Raw genomic sequence first — 22,007 nt, forward strand, 5'->3', positions numbered from 1 at the left:
GACGGTGGAGTTAGACCTCGCATTTTGAAATTAAAAGCTTCCTATCGTGCCACTGCGCAGTCGGATGGTGCTTTCCAGCGCCACCGCCCCCCGGATTTCTTAAATAAATTCTATGTTTAAGGTAAAAATCCGGGGACAAAAGCGACCGCTTCGCTTGTACATAATACAAAGCATTATACCTAAAGAAAGAGCTGTGTCATTTGTACACAACTCTTTCTTTAGGCAATCATGGCACAGAACAGCCAAATGCTGTTGTCCTTGCAATGCACCGTGTAAGTTCAGTCTATATGAGCTGGACTCGAAAAATTCAAAAAACTTTTATGTCTGCATAAAGTAAATCATTGAAAGTTATATAAAAAACACCCATAAGATGGTATAATTATTTCCAAAGTTATCATTTTTAGCATTTGATTGTGAGATTTGTGTTTTAAAATGAATGATATCCTAGTTGATTTAAAAGGAGTGGTTTATTTTGTCCAACACAACCACGATACTCGCAGACTTGCTTCGTCACATGAAAACAAAACAATTAAGTGTAAGCGATTTAGCCAGGGAGACCGATATGAATCCTGGCACAATTAGCGGTTTCGTCAACGGGAATCGCAAGCTCTCAGTTTATCAATTGGATAGATTCACCGACGCTATGGGGCACCCCGCCGGTTATTATTACAATCAGTATATTTCTGAGTATTTGGCCGACACCGAACTTAACTGGCGAAGAATGAGTCCTCTTTTGGAAAATTGTGCAAAATTGAATAAATTGGATTGCATACGGCAAGCTGTAGATATGTTGTTGGATAAATTAGGTTATGCAACTCCATTATTCGAATTAGCCGAACATTTTTTTGAAGAACGCTTGTATGAAGCAGCGGCTATACTGTATGAAAACGTGGCACTAACTGAGAAAAAACAGTATTCAGAGCGCTTGTCGATTTGCCATTACCGATTATTTCTCACTAGGCAGGGAGAAGACCAACAAAAGAACTACGAAGCGGCCATTCAATTTGAATATTACGTGGAACGATTGGACGAGGCTGACCAATTGGATGCATTAAGGGCTTTAGTGAATACATATCGTTCGTTGCGCAAATGGGATAAGGCTGATAAATTCGCTAAAGTTTTAGCCAAAAAAGCTGAAGTACAATACAAATTTAGTAAGAACAACAATGTTGTTCATGATGAAAATAACAAAAGATCTCTCTATCCTGCATTTGTGTACTGGGCGTTTGCGCATTTAATTCAAGCAGAAGTCTGTGATGCTAAAAAAGACTATGCAGCAGGCTTTAAGCATATCCAAAAATATGATGATTTAAGTTGGGTACAGGAAACGGACGAAACGACGGTGAAATGGAAGAACCAATTTAAGGAGTGGGCAGGTGCTAATACATTTGTAAATAGGATTCTCGCAGGTGAAGTAAGCGTACTTCCCGATTATGTATCTTACTTTTCCGAAAGAAAAGACGAAATTCTTCCTGCGCTTGATATCATAATAGAAGCCGCTAACCAATATAATATTAATGTAGATGGAGTTCTTCAGAAATTTGATTCTGAAATAGCATCATATATGGAGCAGCAGGTGAATGAAGGTAGATATAGCCAACGATTTATTAACGTTCGCTTTATACATTTTTCAAAGGAATTATCAGTGTATTATTTGACCAAAGGAAAATTCACGGATGGATTTAAATTTTTGTTAACTTGTTTGGAAAAGTCTAGTACAATTAATAACAAGTCATATATAAATAAATGTGTTCGGCTGTTTGAGAATTATAGCGAACATGCATCTTCAAAGGTAGATGAAACTTACAAAAATTTAATTAAAGAGGTGGACGAAGATGAATTTTGGCATTAATGGTCGCCAGTATTATAGCAGTGGCTATTGTAATTGTTCCTATACCTCCAGGTAGTGGTAATGGAGAAATTTCTCCAGCGCATCACGGCGAAATTTCTCCAGCACATCACGGCGAAATTTAATAAATCTAGTTTTAAAAAGACCTACGCTAAAAGTGGGTCTTTTTCTTGTTTTTAATAGATTTTTTACCAAACATATACTTTTTAATGGTTTCCACATGAATCCCTAAAATAAGAGTACGAGGGAGGAATTGTGATGCAAACCGACAACATTTTGAGTCAGCATGTAGAAACAGCTAGACAAAAACTGCATGATCTTCAAAATAAATATGGATTTGGTCACCCTAGCGTACTCAAACAATCAATGGTTCTGGATGAACTTATCAATCAATATCAATATACTTATTATAGACGTAAAAAAAAACCGACTGTTTAAATATAATGGAGTTGGGCGAGCAACTTTTAATAAGATTACTCGCCTTTTATGTAGTGCATATTTCTTTAAAAACGTTATTCCTCCAACCTTTTTTTAAGGAAATATACATAGGTTCGTGAGATTTTCAGCAATCTGGCATAGGTTTTCATGGAAGCACCAGGATACTGCTTCATAAGGTCTAGCAATAGGTTAATCATTTGTGCATCAGATGTATTTTGAATATCTTCTGTTGCAGGAGGTAGCTGAGCTTCTAGGATTGGACTACCTTTGAGACTATTTGCGCAATATATACATACATAAGATTCTTTATGCTGAATCAATTGCTTGGTTTCCCCACATAGCAGACATGATACGTTACTTACTCGACACATGATGATAGCATCCTCCGTAGTGAAAAACTCCATTGGCGTATCCTTGTTAATACCAAGTCGCCTTCTTATTTCTATGGGGATTACAATTCTCCCCAAACTGTCTAAATTTCTTGTCATTAACGCATCGCTCAAACGTGCTCACTCCTTCGATTTTTATGATCCTTATTTTTTAAAAATATAGTAATATATGCCTTTTGCGAGTGAAATTTTATAACCGAAAGGATAAAAGTGGTAATATGATACTTTAGCATCAATTTCCATTTTATCTAAAAAAATATACAAATGATTCCTTACTATGTTACCGTTGTAAGGCGGTTAAAATTAATTTAAGGGGCGGTGTGATGCGAATGAGGATAAAGTAATCCTTTCTTTTGAATAAGGAAGCAACTAGAAAATTGGTAAATGATAATGTGAAAAACCTGTAGCGAATAAATCCCCCAATCATTCATAGAATGGTTGGAGGATTTATTATTACGAGCTAAACATATCTTCAGCCTTTAATTGGGCTTATTATATAAGAATAATCAGGAATTGAAGGGAGAACAATTATGATTGCATTCTATATTATTGGTACCTTCATTGCTGTATGGGTACTGTATGGGTACTGTATGGGTACTGTCTTGGATTTTCGGAGCAATGGGTATTAATATTTTTGAAGGACCAAACGCCAGTGCGTTTTACTTCTATGGATCGATAATAATAGGCATTCTTCTTAATTTGAATGGTGAATTAAGAAATAATAAAAACAAGCAGCAGTAGATAGGAGACAAATGCAACAACTTTAAACTCTTTCACTTCTCGAATTTTCACATACATGCGCATCATCTCGGCCGAAAGAAGGTCGTGACAACACGCTGAAAGTATACTAGCAAATAATGAATCGAACCGCTTTCTCAACGTGAGATGGCGGTTTTTCTTCGACTGAAATCCGAAAAATGATAACGGGCGCATCCTGTATAGCTGGAGAAAAGGCAGAGGTAATAAAATCCAGTATTTTCTTTATTCCTAGTTTAATCATTGGATACAAAAATCCTAAAGCAGCTAAAATCGGAAAATGGGTTTCTGGTATATATCTATTTTTGAGAATAATTACGCTTTTATTTATTATTATAAGCTAATTTCTCGAAGTGAAAGTTGAATGTGCAGCCGTTCCAACACAAAAGCCTTCCTTGTTTATAGGAAGGCTTTTGTGTTAGCGATGGGAAGCACCATCCGACTGCGCAGTGGCGCCTCATTTACATTTCCACCCCGGCTTATCCACATCCTCTCTTAGCCCTTAACGGCTCTCTCCGCAATCCCCTCCATGGTGAATTTCTGAAAGAATGCATAGATCAGGATGACCGGGATAGAGGTCAACACAAGTGCAGCCAGAATGAGCGACCAGTCCTTGTTGTACTCGCCAAACAGCATATTCGTCGATAGAATCAGGGTGTAGTGGTTCACATCCGTCAGCATCAACAATGGAAGCAAAAAGTCGTTCCAAATCTACAGGAAATCCAAAATCGCAATCGTGACGGTGATCGGCAGCAGCAAAGGAAATATAATGCGAAAGAAAGTTTGGAACTTATTGCAGCCGTCCATCTGTGCCGATTCCTCCGGCTCACGCGGGATGAATTTGACGAATCCGTGATACAAAAAGATGGCCATATTCACACCCAAACCGATATAGATCAGTGCCAGACCATACGTGCTGCCTTGGACGGACAATTTCTTAGCCATTCGTGTAAGCGGTATCATAATGGAATGAAACGGAATCAGCATGGAGGCGACAAACAGGAAGAAGATCGCACTGCTCATTTTTCCCCGTGTACGCGACAGCTTGTAGCCCGCCAGCGCCGAACAGATCACGATACCGCCTATTCCGATAAAAGAAATGATCGTGGAATTTAGGGCGCTGTTCAGCAAATGGGTCTGGTAAAAAGCCTGACTGTAATTTTCAAAGTGAAGCTTCGTCGGCAGCGCCGTAAAGGATGCAAACATTTCACCCTGCGTTTTAAATGAATTAATCACCGCCATATAGATGGGGAAGAAGGACACCACTGCGCCAACGCACAGCAGCGGCGTTGGCAATCATAACGGCATCGCTGCCAAGCAGCAGGCGAAGCGTGATTTATCAATTAAAAATATTTTTGGAATGAATGTACATGAGTTAATCGTGGGAATCAGTTCCCTTTGAATCATGAGCTTATGTTTAAGTGCTCTAAGATCTTTGTAACTAACTAAACTAAGTGTGTCATTTTGCGCGGGCAGTTTGTAAGACCGATTGAGTTGTAGATTTTTTTTCACGAAGCAGCAATAGTATAACGACAACAATCAAAGATGAGGTTAAAAATAACGCTGACCCTGTAATGGATGCGGTAACCGCATTAGCAAATTCAGATTTTGAAGGATTCGACGATTGACTTACAGCACCAAAAACCGTTGCAAGAATTGCCAAACCTACAGATCCTCCGATTTGATGCGACACATTTACTAGACCTGAAGCAGCACCTGCATCACGAGATTCTACTTCTTTAAGTCCCAATGTCGTAAATGGAATAAATACGATGCCGGCACCGATTCCCAGGATGATCATCGGAATAATAATTCCTGAGAAAAAGTGTGTATCCACTGAGACTCTGCTTAGCAAGCTCATTCCTAGGATTGCAGCGATAATACCAAGGATTAATACTTTAGCGTTTCCGAATTTGCCTATTAGTTTAGGAACGACATACATCATCCCAAACTGAACCGCAGTCATCGGTACAAATACAAGACCGGCTTCAAAAGAGGTAAACCCAAGTACGATCTGTAAAAACTGTGACATGAAATACATCATAGAAAACACGCCACCGACAAATAAAAATCTTCCTAAATAACCCGCAGTCCGATCACGATTGGCAAATAAGCGAAGCGGTGTAATTGGTTGTTTCACACGCGACTCAATGAGAATAAACAATGCCATTAAAATAACGCCGATAATAAGGGGAGTGATGGTCCCATTTGCGCCCCATCCCTTTTCTGATGCTTGAATAAAACCAAATACTAATGATGTCATCCCTATGACAGAAGTTAATGCTCCATATATATCCAACCTTCCAGAAGCTTTTTCAGTCTTGGGTAAATAACGTGGAGACAAAATGAGCAGCGCTATTCCAATCGGTACGTTGATGAACATTCCAACGCGCCATGATACGAGGTCAGTCAATATTCCGCCAAGGATGATCCCTACACTTCCCCCAGCCCCATTGACCGCGCTATACAAGGCGATTGCCTTTGACCTTTCTTTGGGTTCAGTAAAAGTCACCGACAACAACGCGAGCGTAGAAGGTGTAGCCATCGCAGCTGCTACGCCTTGTATGGCGCGAGTGATAAGCAAGAATTCTGACGATTGGGCTAGACCGACAAGCAGTGAAGAAAGCGTAAAGAGCGCGATACCATACATAAATACCTGCTTACGGCCCAAGATATCGCCTAATCTAGCACCAAGCAATAAGAGACCGCCAAAAGCTAAAATGTAGGCATTTTGAACCCAAGTCAAATTTGTCGTGGTTAATTGTAAAGAGCGACCAATTTCAGGCAGTGCCGTTACCATTACAGACGCATCTAGTACGATCATCAGCTGGCACGCGATAATCAACATCAAAGTAATGTTCTTAGATGTACGCATACTTAAACAACCTTTCTTTTAATCAAGTTTTGTAATGGATTCAAAAATCGCCCGTGGTTACGATTAGTTTTGGCCATGCCCAGTAATGGTTTTTGTTTCCAAACATTCTTCTATACCATACTCACCATACTCCCGGCCAATACCCGATTGCTTAAATCCACCAAACGGTGCTTTCATTTCGTGAACAGCCCCGTTAATGAGAATGGTTCCCGCCTCGAGTTTGGAAGCAAGTTCGTTTGCTTTCTCTATACTACCGGAGTGGATATAGGCCGCGAGGCCATATGAAGTATTATTAGCCATCTCAATGGCTTCTTCTTCTGTTTTGTAAGTGAGAATCGCTTGTACAGGGCCAAAGATTTCTTCTTTCGCAATCGTCATGTCTTCTGTAACATTCGCAAACAAAGTTGGTTTTACGAAATATCCGCTTTCGAGACCTTCGGGTTGACCAAGTCCTCCGCTTACCAATTCTGCTCCTTCATCAATACCGATTTGAATATACCGCTGAACGTTCTGGTATTGTTTATCAGTAATGATCGGACCAAGCGTTGTGGTTTCTTCTGTAGGCATACCTACGCTCACAGCTTCAATAGCCGCTTTAGCAAGCTTCTTCACCTCTTCCAGGCGATGCTCCGGAACAAGAAGACGAGAACCCGCAATACAAGCCTGACCATTGTTAGTTAGAGCTTGATTTACGGCAATCGGAATAGCTTTTACAAAATCAGCATCATCCAATACAACGATCGGTGATTTGCCGCCAAGTTCTAGTGTGATACGTTTCATCGTATCAACTGCTCCTCTACGGATCTCTTTTCCGACACGTGTTGAACCTGTAAAGTTAATCATTGCGATATCTGGATTACGGGTCATTTCGGCTCCGACCGTATTTCCGTAACCATTCAAGATGTTTATAACACCTTTTGGTAAACCAGCTTGATGGAAGGCCTCGACGATCTCATCAGTTTGAATAGCGCTAAGCTCACTTGGTTTAATGACAACCGTACATCCCGCCGCAATTGCGGCAGATAACTTCGCTGTAATTTGGGAATAGCTTGCGTTCCAAGGAGTGATAATACCGATGACACCAATGGGTTCCGAGACGATTTTGGCAGTAGCAATGTAACGTGTAAATTCAAATTTTTCCAATGCTTGTTTGGTATCCAAGAAATTATTTGCTGCAAGTTTCACGCGGCCAACAGCCATCCTTCTCGGGGCGCCATATTCGTTGATATTCGCTTCAACCATGGGGTCCATTTTGTCCAGGATGGCGTCGTGTAACCGTTGAAGCATTTCAAGGCGCTCCTGCACAGATGTTTGTTTGAATGTCTTGAACGCTTCTTTGGCAGCTGCAATAGCTTTCTTAGCATCTTCTTCATTCCCAAGTATCACACTGCCAATGACTTCTTTGTTAGAAGGGTTAATGAGGACTTGTTCGTCAGTCCCCGAGGGTTGAACAAATTCTCCGTTTATATAAATTCGATTAATTTTTCGCATAAGATTAATTCCTCCTGTTATTGAGCTCGTTATGTTTCACGCGCGAGATTAGGGAATGCAAGGATGATGAACTGTCTGCAACTTAATTCTCGAGTTCGTCGTACATACGTGTGACACCTGGATCCAATGCTTTCATTTCAAAATCTGTCGAAAGGCTGAGCTTCTCCCAACACTTCGTTTCGGCCAGCTTGCCCTGATCCACGGCGTTGGCAATCATAACGGCGTCGCTGCCAAGCAGTAGGCGAAGCGGCGGGTTTTCTTCGTTCACAATCGTAATGATGGCTTGAGCAGCTCTATTCGGGTCGCCGTTTTCCTTGCCGGTAACATCGCGCAGATGCTTTAGCAAACCGCCAACCGTATCCTTGTACTCGTCGCGCGGCTCGATATGCTGCATGGAAGATCCGGCCCAGTCCGTACGGAAGCCGCCCGGTTCGATCAGCGTAACTTTTATGCCCAGCGGACCAACTTCTTTGGACAGTACTTCGGAGAAGCCTTCAACCGCCCATTTTGCCGCTTGATAAGGCGCAAGACCCGGTGCCCCTGTACGGCCGCCAATCGAGGAAAATTGAACGATATGACCATGACCTTGCTCTCTGAGCAGCGGCAGAGCGGCTTTTGTGACGTTCACAACGCCAAACAGATTCGTTTCAACCTGGGCACGGAAGTCTTCTATCGGAGTTTCTTCAATGGACGACACATTACCGTAACCGGCATTATTAACAAGAACATCTAGTCGACCAAATGTATCGAATGCGGCTTTAACGGCTGCTTCAGCTTGCTCGTAGTTATTAACATCCAACTGAACAATTCGCACCTGATCACCGTAACGCTCGGTATAATCGGCAATTTGCTCAGGTTTGCGCGCCGTTGCGATCAATCGGTCCCCTTTTGCCAATACCGCTTCTGCCAGACTGCGGCCGAAGCCGCGGGAACTACCTGTAATCAACCAAACTTTAGACATAAAAAGCCTCCTAAAATTGTTCTTGGAATGTTTGTTCCATATTCAGTATAGCTCTTCATCTTTATTTGGTCAAGGTTTTTCGGAATGAATATTCCATGCGAAACATTCCAAAATAGACTTTTCCTCAACTATTACGTCGAATTTTCTGAGGTAAAAAGTCTTAATATTAGTGTGCCACTCTAGCAAATCAATCTGCGTTCAACTTGGAGCTAACGCCAAAGTGGAATTTATGTTCCATTAATTGAGAAAATGTGGCATACATAGAACCACCTTGATTTTCCCTATTCGCCAAACCGCCCATTGAAACCGTGGTCTACCAAAGGACTGTCAGTTAAACAGGTGCGAATTGTTCTGTTTCCCGGGAAGGTTTTCACAACTTCATACGTTCCCGGCTTCGAGCCCCCGATCGACACAGAAAAAAAATGACCAGTGCGAGGGGCACACTTTTTCCTGTGTGGCCTTCACGCGAGTCATTATTTTGCCACCGTAAAACGGTCGGCGTCAAACGAGTATTGCTTTCCAAGAAGCTTCAATGATTTGCTGAATCTGATAGTCGTTCAGCGGATATTTCTGAACATAATACCCCTTTAGAATCGCGGCAACGATACCATGAATCAGCTGAGAGCACAGATGCGAATCCATCTCTTTGATCATTCCTTGCGACTGGCCTTCTTCGATCAAGATTTCGATTACCTTGGATGAATTATGCGTGTCCGCCATATCGCGAAGCTCGATCGATATATAGGGCGAAAAGGAATAGGTATCTATGAACATGAACTCTTTTGGAAAGTTAATGCCAAAATGAAACCTGTTTAGCTGAATACGCTTAAATCGTTCATATAAGCTCGCACTCGGTTCGTAACCCTGCAGCAGGCATTCGCCCCAATGCACCCGAGCTTTTTTATAAACCGCATTCACCAAATCTTCTTTGCTGGCAAAATAATTATAAATAGTGCCTGAACCAACATTTGCTCGCTTAAATAATTTGGCGAAGGTTACCGATTGAAGCCCTTCTTCATGAATCAAGTCAAGCGTGGCAGTCATAATATCCTCTTTCTTACTCATCTGCTCCACCTCTTGTTTCTAACATTAGTATGAGGCAGCGAGAATTGTCAAGCAAATGCAAGATTCGAGTGAAGTTTAACGAAAGATAGATTATGCAGTTTAACCCGAACATTTCGGTTATCCGCCGAAAGCCATTGACCGTTCGACGCACCAAATCAGCCGGCCTTCATCATTAATATGCCCCGCGAATGCCGATCTGTCCCAGCAAACATTTACCTCCACTTCCAAGGCTCAGGCATATATCCGCCGGCATCGCGACTTTGCGCCCGGCTTGAACGGCAGCGGAAGCAGTCTCTCAAATGATAAAGCTTCTCAACGAAGGGTTATTCTGTACTGTAAAGCTGACCGCATGCCGCGTTAATGTCCGATCCGAATTGAGTTCGGATAGTGACTTTGATACCTTTTGACTTCAAGACCCGAACAAAGCTTTCGATCTGGTTAGAATCAGATGTCCGGTAACCAGTACCTTGCTGACCTGACTCGATGTGAGTTCTTTTGCTGGAAAGATGCTACAGACCCGCGGACCAAGCGTCTGAATCAATTCTTCACGCAGAGATTTGGGCAGTATGACCATCCGATCGAATTCACCGACTTTTAGCTTGAATATCGCTTCAGTAATTTGCGAATACCTATACGAGGGTTGCTTTAACTCGGACAATACTTGGCGAATCATTTCATATTTCGAGACTGGGTTCATGTCTTCTCCTTACCGCCGGAGAAAACGTACAAAAGCAACCGTCAGCCGGCGCCTTAAATACGTCATTAACCAATTGCGAAGAGAAAAGCACGATGCGTTTGCAGAACGGATCGCTACGTGCATTTGTCGATAAAATGGTAATCCTCCGGCATTTTGTTTTTGTGAACCGCATCATTTGAAATGAACCGGTTCACAAAATCATCTACAACCTCTATCATCACATTCATCCTCCAGAAAAGGTTAGTCTGTAGGGTCTGCAATCTTTGTCCGCGATATGCTTGCAAAACTCGCTGTCATGCTCCACGAAAATGATGGTCGGAGCGTGCTCCAGAAGCAGCTCTTCGATTTGCATCCTGGAAATGACGTCGACAAAATTAAGCGGTTCGTCCCAAACATGTAAATGAACCCGCTCGGAGAGGCTTTTCGCGATGAGCGCCTTCTTCTTCTGGGCGCCGCTAAAAGATACGATGTCCTTTTCGAATTGCAAATCGCGAAAAATCGAGCTTCCGTAAAATCGATTTGAACAAGCATTCGTCAATCCCGCTGTTTCTGGTAAATTCCGACTAAGGGACTCGAGGGAAAATGATAGGGGCAGTTCTATTAGTCTGTTCCCTAATAATTAGCCAAGGTTCTTGTCTCATTCAAAGATAGAGAGTCCCTTAACAACACACAACAACATAACTTATAATGCTGCCCTTCAGAATAAATAAGTCTGAAGGGTTTAGTATTTTTAGACCCGAATATGGACGCTAATTTGACTGATGCAAGATAGCATAAGGACAGGAAAACATTTACATTTGTCGAAATAATACTAAAAATGATGTCTGAATATATCACAATGACTAGAGGTGAGTTGTGTGGGAAAATACACGGATGAAGAAATAAGAAGCTTACCCAAAATTACCTGTAAAGTTGCAGCTGATTACCTTGGCATCGCTCCCATGGCTGTAAGTATAGGCATGAGAAATGACAGCTTGCCGATAGGTTTTGCAATTCATAATGAGGATCGATACTCCGATAGCTGGAGTTATCATATTATTGCTGAGCGACTTATTGCGTACAAGCATGGAAGAATTAATGAAGTTCAAATTCAAAGCATAGAGAAAAATCTGGAGACAATCTGATCCCTATTATCCAAATGAAAGTCTTAGAATGCTCCCCGGATTAAACCGCCGTCTACACGGATCGTGGCGCCGCTAATATATTCTGCATAATCGCTACAAAGATATGCTACAGCAGCAGCAATTTCATCCGGATAACCAAATCTTCCACGGTCATTCGGAATCAGGGACTCGACAGCCCTCGGTTGAATCTCTTCCCAAATTTCGCCCCACCCGCGAGAAGGGCCTATTTGTTCAACCAATTCTTTTACTGCGTCAACGAGAATGGCACCAGGTGACACAACATTCGAGGTAATACGAGTACCCTTAAGCTCGCGTGCTAAGGACACTGCAAGATTATGACGTGCCGCAAGAGTTGCATTATACTGCGGATGGGTGTTCATCGGTTGAGACGCAAGACCGCCGCCAATCGTAATTACTCGTCCCCAGTTTTGTTCACGCATTTGAGGAACCAATCTTTGAATCATGCGAACACCCGAAACCACATTTATATTGTAGGTTTCATTCCATTCATCTGCCGAAGCATCCATCCAATTAAGATGTCGATAAAACCCTGCATTATTAACTAGAATGTGTACAGATCCACCAGCTAAGACAACAGACGCAACTGCATCTGCACCAGTGTCTGTTGTCAGATCTCCCAGTGCGGCAACAGCAGATCCGCCATTGAGACGAATGGATTCTACAACTGAATAGGTGCGTGCCTCGTCACGGCCGTGTACAATTACATCTGCGCCTTCTGAAGCCAACATCTTCGCCATTGCCATCCCTAATCCGCTACTTGATCCAGTAACAAGTGCACGTTTACCTTTTAAATTAAGATCCATGTTAATCTCTCCTTTTTATCTTTATAATACTGATTAGTTTACCCTAAGCAACGCCATCCATTACAAGAACAAGGACTCTTTTGTATCGATAGAAATTTGACGATTTTTGACTTCGTATTTAGCAGTAGTCAAATTTTTAGTCAAAAAACACCTTAATAAAATGAAATTAAATTCAGTCAAAAACTAGATTGGAAATTCATTGTTCATTCACTATCCCTCCACTGACTACTATAGTGCATCGTCGGCATAATTCATTTTATACGATATATATATAAATTGTCTATAATAAATATTTTGTATATCATATCTTAGATTCGGTGATTCGGTATTAAATGAACAACCAGTTAATGTGGATTTTTTAGCTGCGCATTTGCCCACAAGCTTTAAATCCGTCAAATGTTTGGCAGTAGTAGCGGCAGTAACTCCACACCTAATGATCTTCCGGGTTATGCGGCAAGAGTTTTCGATTTTGCTATGGCATCCCGATTTATTTAGATTAATGGCATGGTACGGATTGGAACAGAAGGTCGATAATCTAACCGAGCGTGCTTCAGTCCAACAAAAGGAAATAAAAGAGCTAATGAATGCACAAAACGCCGGGCTGGTGGGAACTACATTCACCCCTGGTATTCTTTTGACTGCTGTCATGGCCTTAGCTACCGTTGGACCCCGACAAATCCTTTTGGTCCGTCGTACGACCCTAGTGCATTGAAAACGCCAAACGAGACAAAGGAAGCAATCACCAAGACCGTTAGTTTGCTTACCAAGGGCGAAGAAGGCATTTCAAATTGAGGAAATAATCATTTACGGTTGACCGAATCTCGTTTTGGAAGGGTAAGCATGCAATGCCTCCTCTTTTCGAGGTATTTTTTCTGTTGGTTACTGCAAATCATCGAGACTAACTTCTACAATCCCAACAAAGGATAGCCCTAAAACCTTGCCATTTAAGACAGCGTGGAGAATCATATTGCGTGGAAAAGACAGGAAGGTCCTCATGCCTCAATAATTGAGTATAACAAAATAAAGTAACATTTTTGTTAAGCTAAACATTCCTGTTCAATTAGGGCTTTATACAAAGACTGACATCACCCTTCACTATGTTGAAAGCAAATTTAGGGCATTTGTACGAGGAAAATCTCTTACGGATGAAGATTGGAGAAAATAATACAGTCAGGCAAGCATCCATGTGGATGTTAACTTGAAAATTATCCGCAACGGTGAGTTTGAGTAAATCATCGGTCAGCAATCTATATTGATGATTACAAGTACCATTGAGAATTTAAACAAGATGAACATATAACATCTTTTTTATATTCAACGTTTATTGTATGGCTTCTGTCATGTATAATATAAGGAGAGTTTCAAAGGAGGAAGAACCATGACTAAACCATTAGTGAGTCAGCAAGATAAATCGAAGATAAAATTACTTAAAAAGCTAATCTCCTCTGTCATGAAAGATGGTTTTCATAATTTAAGGATGGATGATATTGCAAAGCATATGGATGTTAGCAGAGCAACGATGTACAAGCATTTTTCTTCCAAAGAAGAAGTGATCGAAGGCGTTGTTCGGGTTTTTGTTGATTATATTAACGAGCTTGAAGATCCCCAATTAGAAAACGACGAGAAATCTTTCGGAATCTGGTTTCAACAATTGTTTGAACAATCCGTATCACTTGTTGGAAAGATTTCGGATGTGTTTTTAAAAGACCTTCAATCAGCTTATACGGATTTATATGATTTGTTGAAAGGAACTCTGAATAAGCGCGAACAGCAAACTCTGAAGTTTTATCAATTTGGGAAAGACAAAGGGATTTTCAACCAAATTAATGAAAAATTCATTTTACTTCAAGATGATGTATTGCTTCGTGAGATCATAAATATAAAATATTTACTTTATAATCAAATTTCCATTCAACAAGTTTTGCACGATTATTACCAATTCAAAAAGGTTCAATTATTCAAAGCAGAAAAGATGTCCATCGTAGATGACTCTAACATACATCCAATCATCGATCATATTGTTGAAAAGTTTAATCGGACATTATGAGATGAGCAATCGTTTTGATGATTTGTTATTTGATTTAAGCTAATTATTTTCGGCTCAATCTCAAAATCAGTACTTGACTGTTAGCCAATTAGTCGGTGGCGGTTACATTCGATGAGAATACCTGCTTTATAGCGATCAGGATTGCGTGTAAAGTAATGACGGCGTTGAAACGCCTTAATGCGATTATGTCGGCCCTCCACCGTCGCGTTGGTCCAGGCATTGGTGGTAGGCCACGATCTCCTCTTTCCGATTCTGCATCGTCTTCAGTGTGCGGCGAACCGCCGCATGGTCTATTCAATTGCCTTGCTCACACCACCGCTCAAATCCAAGCCGGGCCACGGCGAAACTGGGAGAGCAGTCATACCAAGTGTTGAATGTTTCTTTCCATTCCCACACGCTATGGAGAAGGGGAGAATAGTTCAGAAGCGTTTCCAGTCGTTTTCGGCTCTCTTCACTCAGCGATTCCGCCGGTGGATTCAGCAAGCGGTGATTCGCCTTCAAATACGTTCTCGCTCGCGGCGATAAGGTCTGCTGAACCGTTTTTCGAACTTCTTGCATGCTTTCGATCACATAACCATGAACGTGAAAACGATCCGCGATGCGAAGGGCATACGGGAAAACACTCGCTGATCCAGGTATGGTAAATCTGGGACAAATCCATAACCACAGCTTTTGGATTCAGCAGTAGGAACTCCAGATGCTCCTTGGTATAGGCCCGCAATGCTTCCAATTTCCGACCTGGCAGTAAATCGAGCATCGTTTCGCCTTTGAGATTGTGAATGCCGGTATTGTACGTGTGGCCTTTCTTGATGGCAAAATCATCGACACCTAAAACTAAATCGGATGATGCATTTGCTTCCTCCCATACTTGTTGATAGATCCGATCGCTCTCCAGCGGGACGGCCTCATTATGCATGCGCTGTACGGTGCTTACCGGCGTATGCTGCATGCGAGCGCTATGCGCTGCGGTAGAACCCAGCGATTGTTCGACGGTATGGGATCGAAAGAGCTTGCTGTAGCATTGTTTGGGAGCGACAAATTCATACATCCAGACAAATCCCGTTTCGCAGTGCTTACAAAACATCCGAAGGGCTGGCACGTGCAGATACGTTTTTTATCGAACACGGGAAGGTGCCGGACGATTCGCATCCCATTGCTTCCTTGGCGGATAACCTGTTGGTCCGACCCGCAGCATGGACAACCTTGCTTGTCGCTGACGGGAAAAGCCTCGATGTGAAGCTCATCGGTAGCGATGTGTAGGATTTGGTGAATTTTTAACTCTGGCAAATGAAGCAGTTCGTTGATATACTGAATAGGCATCTGTCAATCCCTTTGTTGTTTGGTAGGACTTACAACTTTACAGGAATTGCAGATGTTTTTCCATTTTTAGCTCCAGATTATTTTGTCAAGCACTGATTATGGTTTTGAGCCAAAAAAGCTTCTCTATTATTAAATAATAAAGTGGTATCAGATAATGTGAAAATAATTTCAGATCCATGAAAATGAATTGACTGTAGATATCAAATTCATTCGTAAATTTGATGCTGTCGAAGTTGCTCTCGAGACATCCTTTTGAAAAACAATGTAAATTCAATCATTTTTGATATTGGAATGATTCAAAATTACAAGAATCACAAATGGTTCCTAATAAAAGGAAAAGTGCCTATAGAAGCTTCTGATTTCAAAAAATAAGAAAATACATCCCTTCCCCAAAAAACAAAAAAAGGCGCGGTCTGAAAGTATCAGATACGCGCCTCTTCACATTCACTTATCTCACAGCCTAATATCCCCTATATGCTGGTGTACCACATACATCATCCCCATCAGGAATAGGGCCAAGCCCAAGTACCCGATGCCGAATTTCCAGCGTGATGACGCGGGTACTTCGTAATATTTATCGTTTTCATAGGGAATATAATCGATCCCGCACAGCAATCTGAGCTGGTACGCATCTGGTGTCGGGATATGCTCCACCCCGTTCAGCCATGCATGTTGGACAAGACACTGCTGTGGCAGCAGGAAAGTCTGCTCCACGTCCAGACTTTCCATATATACCGTCACATATTGCTGTCCTTCCAGATCCGAGTAGGTATTAAAGGATAATCTACGCGTATGCTCCGGTCCCGGCAACGGATATCCTTGCTCGTACAGATGCTGTACATCAATCAACGGCTTTTGCGTAAAGGATAGAACCTTGGCCTCCCCTTTATTGCGTTTGACATATTTTTTGTATAGATCATAGGCGAAGAGCGCCCATATAAAGAAAAATAAAATGGATTTCAAATACACAATTACGACAATCCCACCCAGCAGACCTACCAGCCATAACCAGCGTGTCACGGCTGTGGAAATCCGTCCTCCATCGAGCGGATGAATCGGCAATAGGTTAATCAAATTCAGGAAAAAACCTACATATGCCAGCGCATATAGCAGCGGACTGTCGGTTGCATAGGCTCCTGCGTATACCGCCATAGCCCCAACCGTGCCCAGCAACGGGCCGCCCATGGCCACATAAGCCTCTGTCTGGGCATCCAAAGGATGGCGTTTCATCGTGATCAGCGCACCTAGAAAAGGAATAAATAACGGTGTCGACACGGGTAGTCCTTTACGCTTGGCAGCCCATACATGCCCCAGCTCATGCACAAACAATAGCAGCACGAACCCAACCGCGAATCCCCATGGGTAAATGATCGCATATGCACCAATCGTCGCTGCCATAGAGAACAACACACCGCCAAATTTACTGAATTTCAAAAGAGCAAGCAACGACTTGCCCTTCAAAAGAAGCAACGCTCCCGCACTGCCGAGATACCACTTGGACGAGCCGGACTTGGAATCCGCCTTTTGGTCTTCTTTTGGCAAAAGTATCCGTCTCCTTTCTCTAACACTTCCATTGTATCCTGCTATGTGCAGCTTGTAAAAAACCTCAAGCGACCTCCTATGTGTCCAACCTCCCTTCTGTTCTGTTATCATGTAAGAAAACGGAGTAACCAGGAAAGGATTACGTACCATGAGCTTTGAACTTACCCGGCGGATCATCAGACAGCTATGCAGTCAAGCCGCTTATGACGACGGGGATGCCTATTACCGGGCCAAAAAAGTGGCCTTCACACAAATAGACCATGACGAAGGTGTATACGAAGCTACAGTCAAAGGAAGCGGATTTTATGCCGTTGCCGCAATGATCCGTCCCAATGGCAATATCCGGGCAGAATGCACCTGTAGTACATTCCAGACTACCGGACGGTATTGTAAGCACATAGCTGCTGTGCTCATTAACGCGCATGATATGCTGCGTGGAAAAAGTCTGTCCGTACGCTCCTTTGCTTCCAGACTTCATCCCGGCACTTCCCCGGATACACCGGGAGGAATGGATTATGATCACGCGGTTAAAACCGTGCGCTCCTCGGGCATCACACCAGGCGATCTCCAACTGACCGACAGTATGTTAAAGCTGTTCAGCAGCAAGAAGCCGCTTCGCAGCACACCTACCATGCTGGACACTCGCGCAATCTTGGACTTTCAGTTCATGATCCGGCCTTTTGCCTACGGTTACCAGAAATATATGTTTGGCGTGGAGATGAAAGCCGGACCCAAACGATTATATATCGTTCAAAAAATCCGTTCGTTCCTCGATAGTATCGACCGGGGAAGTAGCTACATGTTCACGAAAAACTTCTCCTACGAGCCTCAGCTGCACCGCTTCCGGCTGGAGCATGACGCAATTCTCCAGCAGCTGGTTCAGATTTACCGCAATGAGCGCATGATTCGGGAAACTTCAGGTACGTATGTGTCCCCCAGCAGCCATATGAGTGGGGAACGAATGCTGCTTATCCCTCCTGTGGCCTGGGAGAAGCTGTTCCCCTTGCTGACAGCGGGACAGGGCGTCCATTTTGAAATTCATGGAAACATGACCGAGGGTATCCCCCAGTCGGACCCTATGCTGCCGCTGCAATTCGAATTCGATGAAGCCGAGGGCGACACCGAGGGCTATCAGCTCAGTATTCAGGGACTCGATGATTTGACTATCATGGAGGACTATGGTGTGGTCATTGCCGAGGGTAAGCTTGTACCACAGAAGCCTGATCCGCTGCGGTATTTGTCCGAGCTAAAACGGATGGTAGAGATCCATCACAGACGAAAGATCCAGATTGCACCGACACAGATGGAGTCTTTTATGGATAAGGTCGTGCCCGGATTAATGAAGCTCGGACGGGTCCACATGTCCCGGTCTGTCTCTGAACGGGTCACACAGCAGCCATTAAAGGCGAAGCTGTACCTTGATCGGGTTAGAGACAAGCTGCTGGCAGCGCTGGAGTTCCAATATGGGGATATCGTGATCAACCCGCTGGAAACAGATGAGCAAATGCCTGGTAACGATCGTATTCTGATCCGGGACGGGGAACAGGAGCAGCGTATTTTGGAACTGATGGACCATAGCTCCTTTGCCAAGACAGACAGCGGATACTTTATGGAGGATGAAAATGCGGAATTTGATTTTCTGTACCATACCGTGCCACAACTGGAGAAGCTGCTTGCAGTCTATGCCACAGGTGCGGTCAAGGCGAAAATCAACAACACGCTGCCCGTCCCGAGGACACGGGTGGAGTGGGATGAACACACGGATTTGCTTGAATTTACATTTGATATGGAGGGCATACCGGAAGCTGAAATTCGCAAGCTGCTAAAATCGTTAGAAGAAAAACAGAAGTATCACCGCTTGCCGAATGGTGCCTTGCTGCCGCTGGAAACAGAGGAATACAAGGAGCTGATCCGGTTCATGAATGAAACAGGGATTCGCAAAAGCGATCTGGATGCCGCACAAATACGTATCCCTATTACGCAAGGGCTGTATTTGATTGATCCTCACGATCAAGGGAAAAACCTGACGCTGGGCAAAACCTTTCGCCAGCTGCTGGAGAATATACGGAATCCTGACCATCTCGACTTTCCCGTACCAGAGACGCTCGCCCCCATTTTGAGAGATTACCAGGTTTACGGCTTTCAATGGCTCAAGACATTGGCGCATTATCGTTTTGGAGGCATATTGGCAGATGATATGGGGCTGGGCAAAACGCTGCAAAGCATCACCTTTCTTGTGTCTGTGCTGCCGGAAATCCGCAGCCAGCAGCTGCCAGCCATGATCGTATCCCCTGCATCCCTGGTGTACAATTGGCGGAATGAGCTGGAGAAGTTTGCTCCGCATATCCGCGTCACGATCGCAGATGGCACCCCGGAGGAGCGTGGCCGAATGATACGGGATGCTGCCAGCTATGACGTCATCATCACCTCCTATCCGCTGCTGCGCCGGGATACGGATATGTACAGCAAGCTATCGTTTCACACGCTCATTCTGGACGAGGCGCAGGCCTTCAAGAACCATGCGACCCAGACAGCGCAGGCTGTTAAGGATGTAAAAGCCCGCCACCGTTTTGCCCTGACAGGAACGCCAGTAGAAAATACGTTGGAAGAGCTGTGGTCCATCTTCGATATTGTATTTCCCGAGCTATTTCCCGGCGGAAAACGAGCGTTTCACAACCTGACTCGCACTGTAATTGCCAAGCGGATTCGCCCGTTTCTGCTGCGTCGTCGCAAGAGTGATGTTCTAAAGGAGCTGCCTGAAAAAATTGAATCCGTTCAGGTATCACGGCTCCTGCCGGATCAGAAAAAGCTGTACGCGGCTTATCTGGCCAAGCTACAGCATGAAACGTTGAAGCATCTCAACGAGGAAGGCTTTCAGAAAAACCGGATCAAAATCCTTGCAGGTCTGACCCGACTTCGTCAGCTCTGCTGTCATCCAGCCCTGTTCATCGAAGGGTATACCGGAAGCTCAGCCAAATTTGAGCAGCTGCTGGAGATCATTACGGAATGTCTCAGCGCCGGGAAGCGAATGCTCATTTTTTCACAGTTCACAACGATGCTTCAAATGATCAGGCGCGAGCTTGCTCGGGAAGGGGTCCCTTACTTCTATCTGGATGGGCAGACACCGGCTTCGGAGCGTGTAGAGTTGTGCAGTAGGTTTAATGAAGGGGAACGCGACCTGTTTCTGATTTCCCTAAAGGCAGGAGGAACTGGCCTGAACCTCACCGGAGCAGACACGGTTATTTTGTATGACCTGTGGTGGAATCCCGCCGTGGAGGAGCAAGCAGCCAACCGCGCACACCGAATGGGTCAGAAAAATGTCGTACAGGTTATTCGTCTCGTTGCCCAAGGCACGGTAGAGGATAAAATGTATGAGCTACAGCAGAAAAAGAAAAACCTGATTGATCAGGTCATCCAGCCGGGACAAGAAAGTCTTTCGGCACTGACCGAACTGGAGATTCGCGAGCTGCTTATGATTTAGCCAAAACATCAAACAGGCCCAATTAACGGTAGAGCTTACCCGCAATTGAGCCTGTTTTGCTTATCTTGTGATTGTCCTGATCAGGCAAATTAATCCTGTTTTATCACTCTGGGTTCAACAGGAACCAGATTGGACTCAATTACGGAGCGCTGAGGCTCATACCACTCAGGCAGCATCAGCTTGTGTCCCAATTCATTCAATTCCTCATCCACGGTAAAGCCAGGCGGAGCCGGAAAAAAGGTAATAATCGTTCCTGGGCTGCCTTGTTCATTACCAAAATACAAATGATATACCTCAGGAGCATCAAAGTTGATCGTCTTTTTAATCAATCGCAAACCAAGCACACCTGCGTAAAAATTAACATTGCCCTGTGGGTCTCCTGCAAAGGACGTAATATGGTGAATTCCAGCAGTCTTTAATGTCATCTCAATCACTCCTTTTATTTTTATGATTCACATATTTTTAGAATCCGTTGTAGCTCACAAATTGTCCAACCGGCTTGCGGTATCCGCGTGGACGCTGTCCCGATTCATCCTCTTTGCCCAAGGTAATCAGCATCACTGGCACGAATTGTTCAGGAATATTCAATACCTCCTGCACCTTCTCCGGATCAAATCCGATCATCGGGCAGGTATCCCAGCCCTTGTCCTTGGCAATCAGCATGAACTGCATGGCTGACAGGCTGGCATTGCGTATCGCTTCTTCCCTTTGGAAGACAGGTCCCCGCTCGCGGTAAAACTGGGTCACCGATTCCACTGTGCTGTCATATTCCTGTTTGCTCAAGACGCCCAGATTCAGAAAACCTTCATTGTATTCAGCTACTTTTGTATAAGCCTCTGTATCTCCCAGCACCACAATGGTGGCCGAAGACGTCAATATTTTATATTGCTTACTTGCCTCATCATGCAATCTTTGTTTCGTATCCGCATCCTGTACCACGATATAATGCGCATGCTGTAAATTAAAAGCCGATGGAGCAAACTTCACCAGCTGAAATATCTCTTCCAGTTCTTTTTGATCTATTGTAACCTCAGGAATAAATTTAGAAGCTGATCTTCTCTCTTGAATAATATTCACCAATTCGCCCATGTTCAGTTTCACTCCCGGATATTATTTTTAAATGAATTATCTTTAAATTAAAAATATAT

At 43.6% G+C, this 22,007-nt stretch carries 16 protein-coding genes and 3 pseudogenes; 6 read left to right on the top strand and 13 right to left on the bottom strand.

Translation table 11 applies throughout. The annotated features are described in order from the left end of the window. Positions 1–472: 472 nt before the first annotated feature. Positions 473–1,852 carry a helix-turn-helix domain-containing protein gene (locus tag L693_RS0105140; protein WP_025716348.1) on the top strand — a complete coding sequence of 460 codons (1,380 nt, stop codon included), beginning with the start codon at positions 473–475 and terminating at the stop codon, positions 1,850–1,852. 255 nt (positions 1,853–2,107) lie between these two features. Next, positions 2,108–2,287, top strand: a complete 180-nt coding sequence (locus L693_RS0105145; protein ID WP_025716349.1) for an aspartyl-phosphate phosphatase Spo0E family protein — start codon at positions 2,108–2,110, stop codon at positions 2,285–2,287. A 74-nt stretch (positions 2,288–2,361) separates the two neighbouring features. Here L693_RS0105145 and L693_RS0105150 read toward each other — a convergent pair whose 3' ends face one another. The 8 genes and pseudogenes from L693_RS0105150 to L693_RS0105200 form a co-directional block, all read right to left on the bottom strand. Beyond that, positions 2,362–2,790, bottom strand: a complete 429-nt coding sequence (locus tag L693_RS0105150) for an AbrB/MazE/SpoVT family DNA-binding domain-containing protein (protein WP_025716350.1) — start codon at positions 2,788–2,790, stop codon at positions 2,362–2,364. A gap of 1,137 nt (positions 2,791–3,927) precedes the next feature. After that, positions 3,928–4,728: pseudogene (locus L693_RS0105165) on the bottom strand (carbohydrate ABC transporter permease). Between the two features lie 163 nt (positions 4,729–4,891). Further along, positions 4,892–6,307 (bottom strand): MFS transporter, encoded by a 1,416-nt coding sequence (locus L693_RS0105170; protein WP_025716351.1) that lies wholly within the window; start codon positions 6,305–6,307, stop codon positions 4,892–4,894. Between the two features lie 63 nt (positions 6,308–6,370). Continuing rightward, on the bottom strand, positions 6,371–7,798 hold the full coding sequence (locus L693_RS0105175) for an aldehyde dehydrogenase family protein (protein WP_025716352.1): 1,428 nt from the start codon (positions 7,796–7,798) through the stop codon (positions 6,371–6,373). An 82-nt stretch (positions 7,799–7,880) separates the two neighbouring features. Next, positions 7,881–8,759, bottom strand: coding sequence for an oxidoreductase (locus L693_RS0105180; protein WP_025716353.1), 879 nt, complete (start codon positions 8,757–8,759; stop codon positions 7,881–7,883). A 501-nt stretch (positions 8,760–9,260) separates the two neighbouring features. Continuing rightward, positions 9,261–9,824 (bottom strand): TetR/AcrR family transcriptional regulator, encoded by a 564-nt coding sequence (locus L693_RS0105185; protein WP_025716354.1) that lies wholly within the window; start codon positions 9,822–9,824, stop codon positions 9,261–9,263. Between the two features lie 409 nt (positions 9,825–10,233). Continuing rightward, entirely contained in the window at positions 10,234–10,521 is a 288-nt protein-coding gene (locus tag L693_RS0105190; protein WP_025716355.1) for a hypothetical protein, read from the bottom strand. 223 nt (positions 10,522–10,744) lie between these two features. After that, a pseudogene (locus L693_RS0105200) lies at positions 10,745–11,072 on the bottom strand (hypothetical protein); the annotation flags it as partial. A gap of 306 nt (positions 11,073–11,378) precedes the next feature. Here L693_RS0105200 and L693_RS0105205 point away from each other — a divergent pair. After that, the gene (locus tag L693_RS0105205) at positions 11,379–11,645 is read left to right on the top strand and encodes a hypothetical protein (RefSeq protein WP_049825063.1); all 267 of its coding nucleotides are present in this window, start codon (positions 11,379–11,381) and stop codon (positions 11,643–11,645) included. A 23-nt stretch (positions 11,646–11,668) separates the two neighbouring features. On the opposite strand, the gene L693_RS0105210 is transcribed toward L693_RS0105205, so the two are convergent. Then, the gene (locus L693_RS0105210) at positions 11,669–12,469 is read right to left on the bottom strand and encodes an SDR family NAD(P)-dependent oxidoreductase (RefSeq protein ID WP_025716357.1); all 801 of its coding nucleotides are present in this window, start codon (positions 12,467–12,469) and stop codon (positions 11,669–11,671) included. Between the two features lie 448 nt (positions 12,470–12,917). Here L693_RS0105210 and L693_RS32295 point away from each other — a divergent pair, with 448 nt between their 5' ends. Together L693_RS32295 and L693_RS0105220 are read left to right on the top strand one after the other, a co-directional pair. Beyond that, entirely contained in the window at positions 12,918–13,181 is a 264-nt protein-coding gene (locus L693_RS32295) for a hypothetical protein (RefSeq protein ID WP_152380405.1), read from the top strand. Positions 13,182–13,847: 666 nt separating this feature from the next. After that, on the top strand, positions 13,848–14,516 hold the full coding sequence (locus L693_RS0105220; RefSeq protein WP_025716359.1) for a TetR/AcrR family transcriptional regulator: 669 nt from the start codon (positions 13,848–13,850) through the stop codon (positions 14,514–14,516). 80 nt (positions 14,517–14,596) lie between these two features. Here the strand turns inward: L693_RS0105220 and L693_RS32300 are convergent. Beyond that, positions 14,597–15,836: pseudogene (locus tag L693_RS32300) on the bottom strand (ISL3 family transposase). A gap of 453 nt (positions 15,837–16,289) precedes the next feature. Further along, the gene (locus tag L693_RS0105230; RefSeq protein WP_025716361.1) at positions 16,290–17,378 is read right to left on the bottom strand and encodes a site-2 protease family protein; all 1,089 of its coding nucleotides are present in this window, start codon (positions 17,376–17,378) and stop codon (positions 16,290–16,292) included. A gap of 148 nt (positions 17,379–17,526) precedes the next feature. Here L693_RS0105230 and L693_RS0105235 point away from each other — a divergent pair, with 148 nt between their 5' ends. After that, positions 17,527–20,859 (top strand): DEAD/DEAH box helicase, encoded by a 3,333-nt coding sequence (locus L693_RS0105235; protein WP_025716362.1) that lies wholly within the window; start codon positions 17,527–17,529, stop codon positions 20,857–20,859. 89 nt (positions 20,860–20,948) lie between these two features. On the opposite strand, the gene L693_RS0105240 is transcribed toward L693_RS0105235, so the two are convergent. Both L693_RS0105240 and L693_RS0105245 read right to left on the bottom strand, forming a co-directional pair. Next, positions 20,949–21,284 (bottom strand): VOC family protein, encoded by a 336-nt coding sequence (locus L693_RS0105240; RefSeq protein WP_025716363.1) that lies wholly within the window; start codon positions 21,282–21,284, stop codon positions 20,949–20,951. Between the two features lie 37 nt (positions 21,285–21,321). Further along, a complete protein-coding gene (locus tag L693_RS0105245; RefSeq protein WP_025716364.1) occupies positions 21,322–21,948 on the bottom strand; it encodes a nitroreductase family protein in 627 nt (208 codons plus the stop codon). Between the last annotated feature and the right edge of the window lie 59 nt (positions 21,949–22,007).

Source organism: Paenibacillus sp. 1-18 (assembly GCF_000520755.1).
Classification (GTDB): Bacteria; Bacillota; Bacilli; order Paenibacillales; family Paenibacillaceae; genus Paenibacillus; species Paenibacillus brasilensis.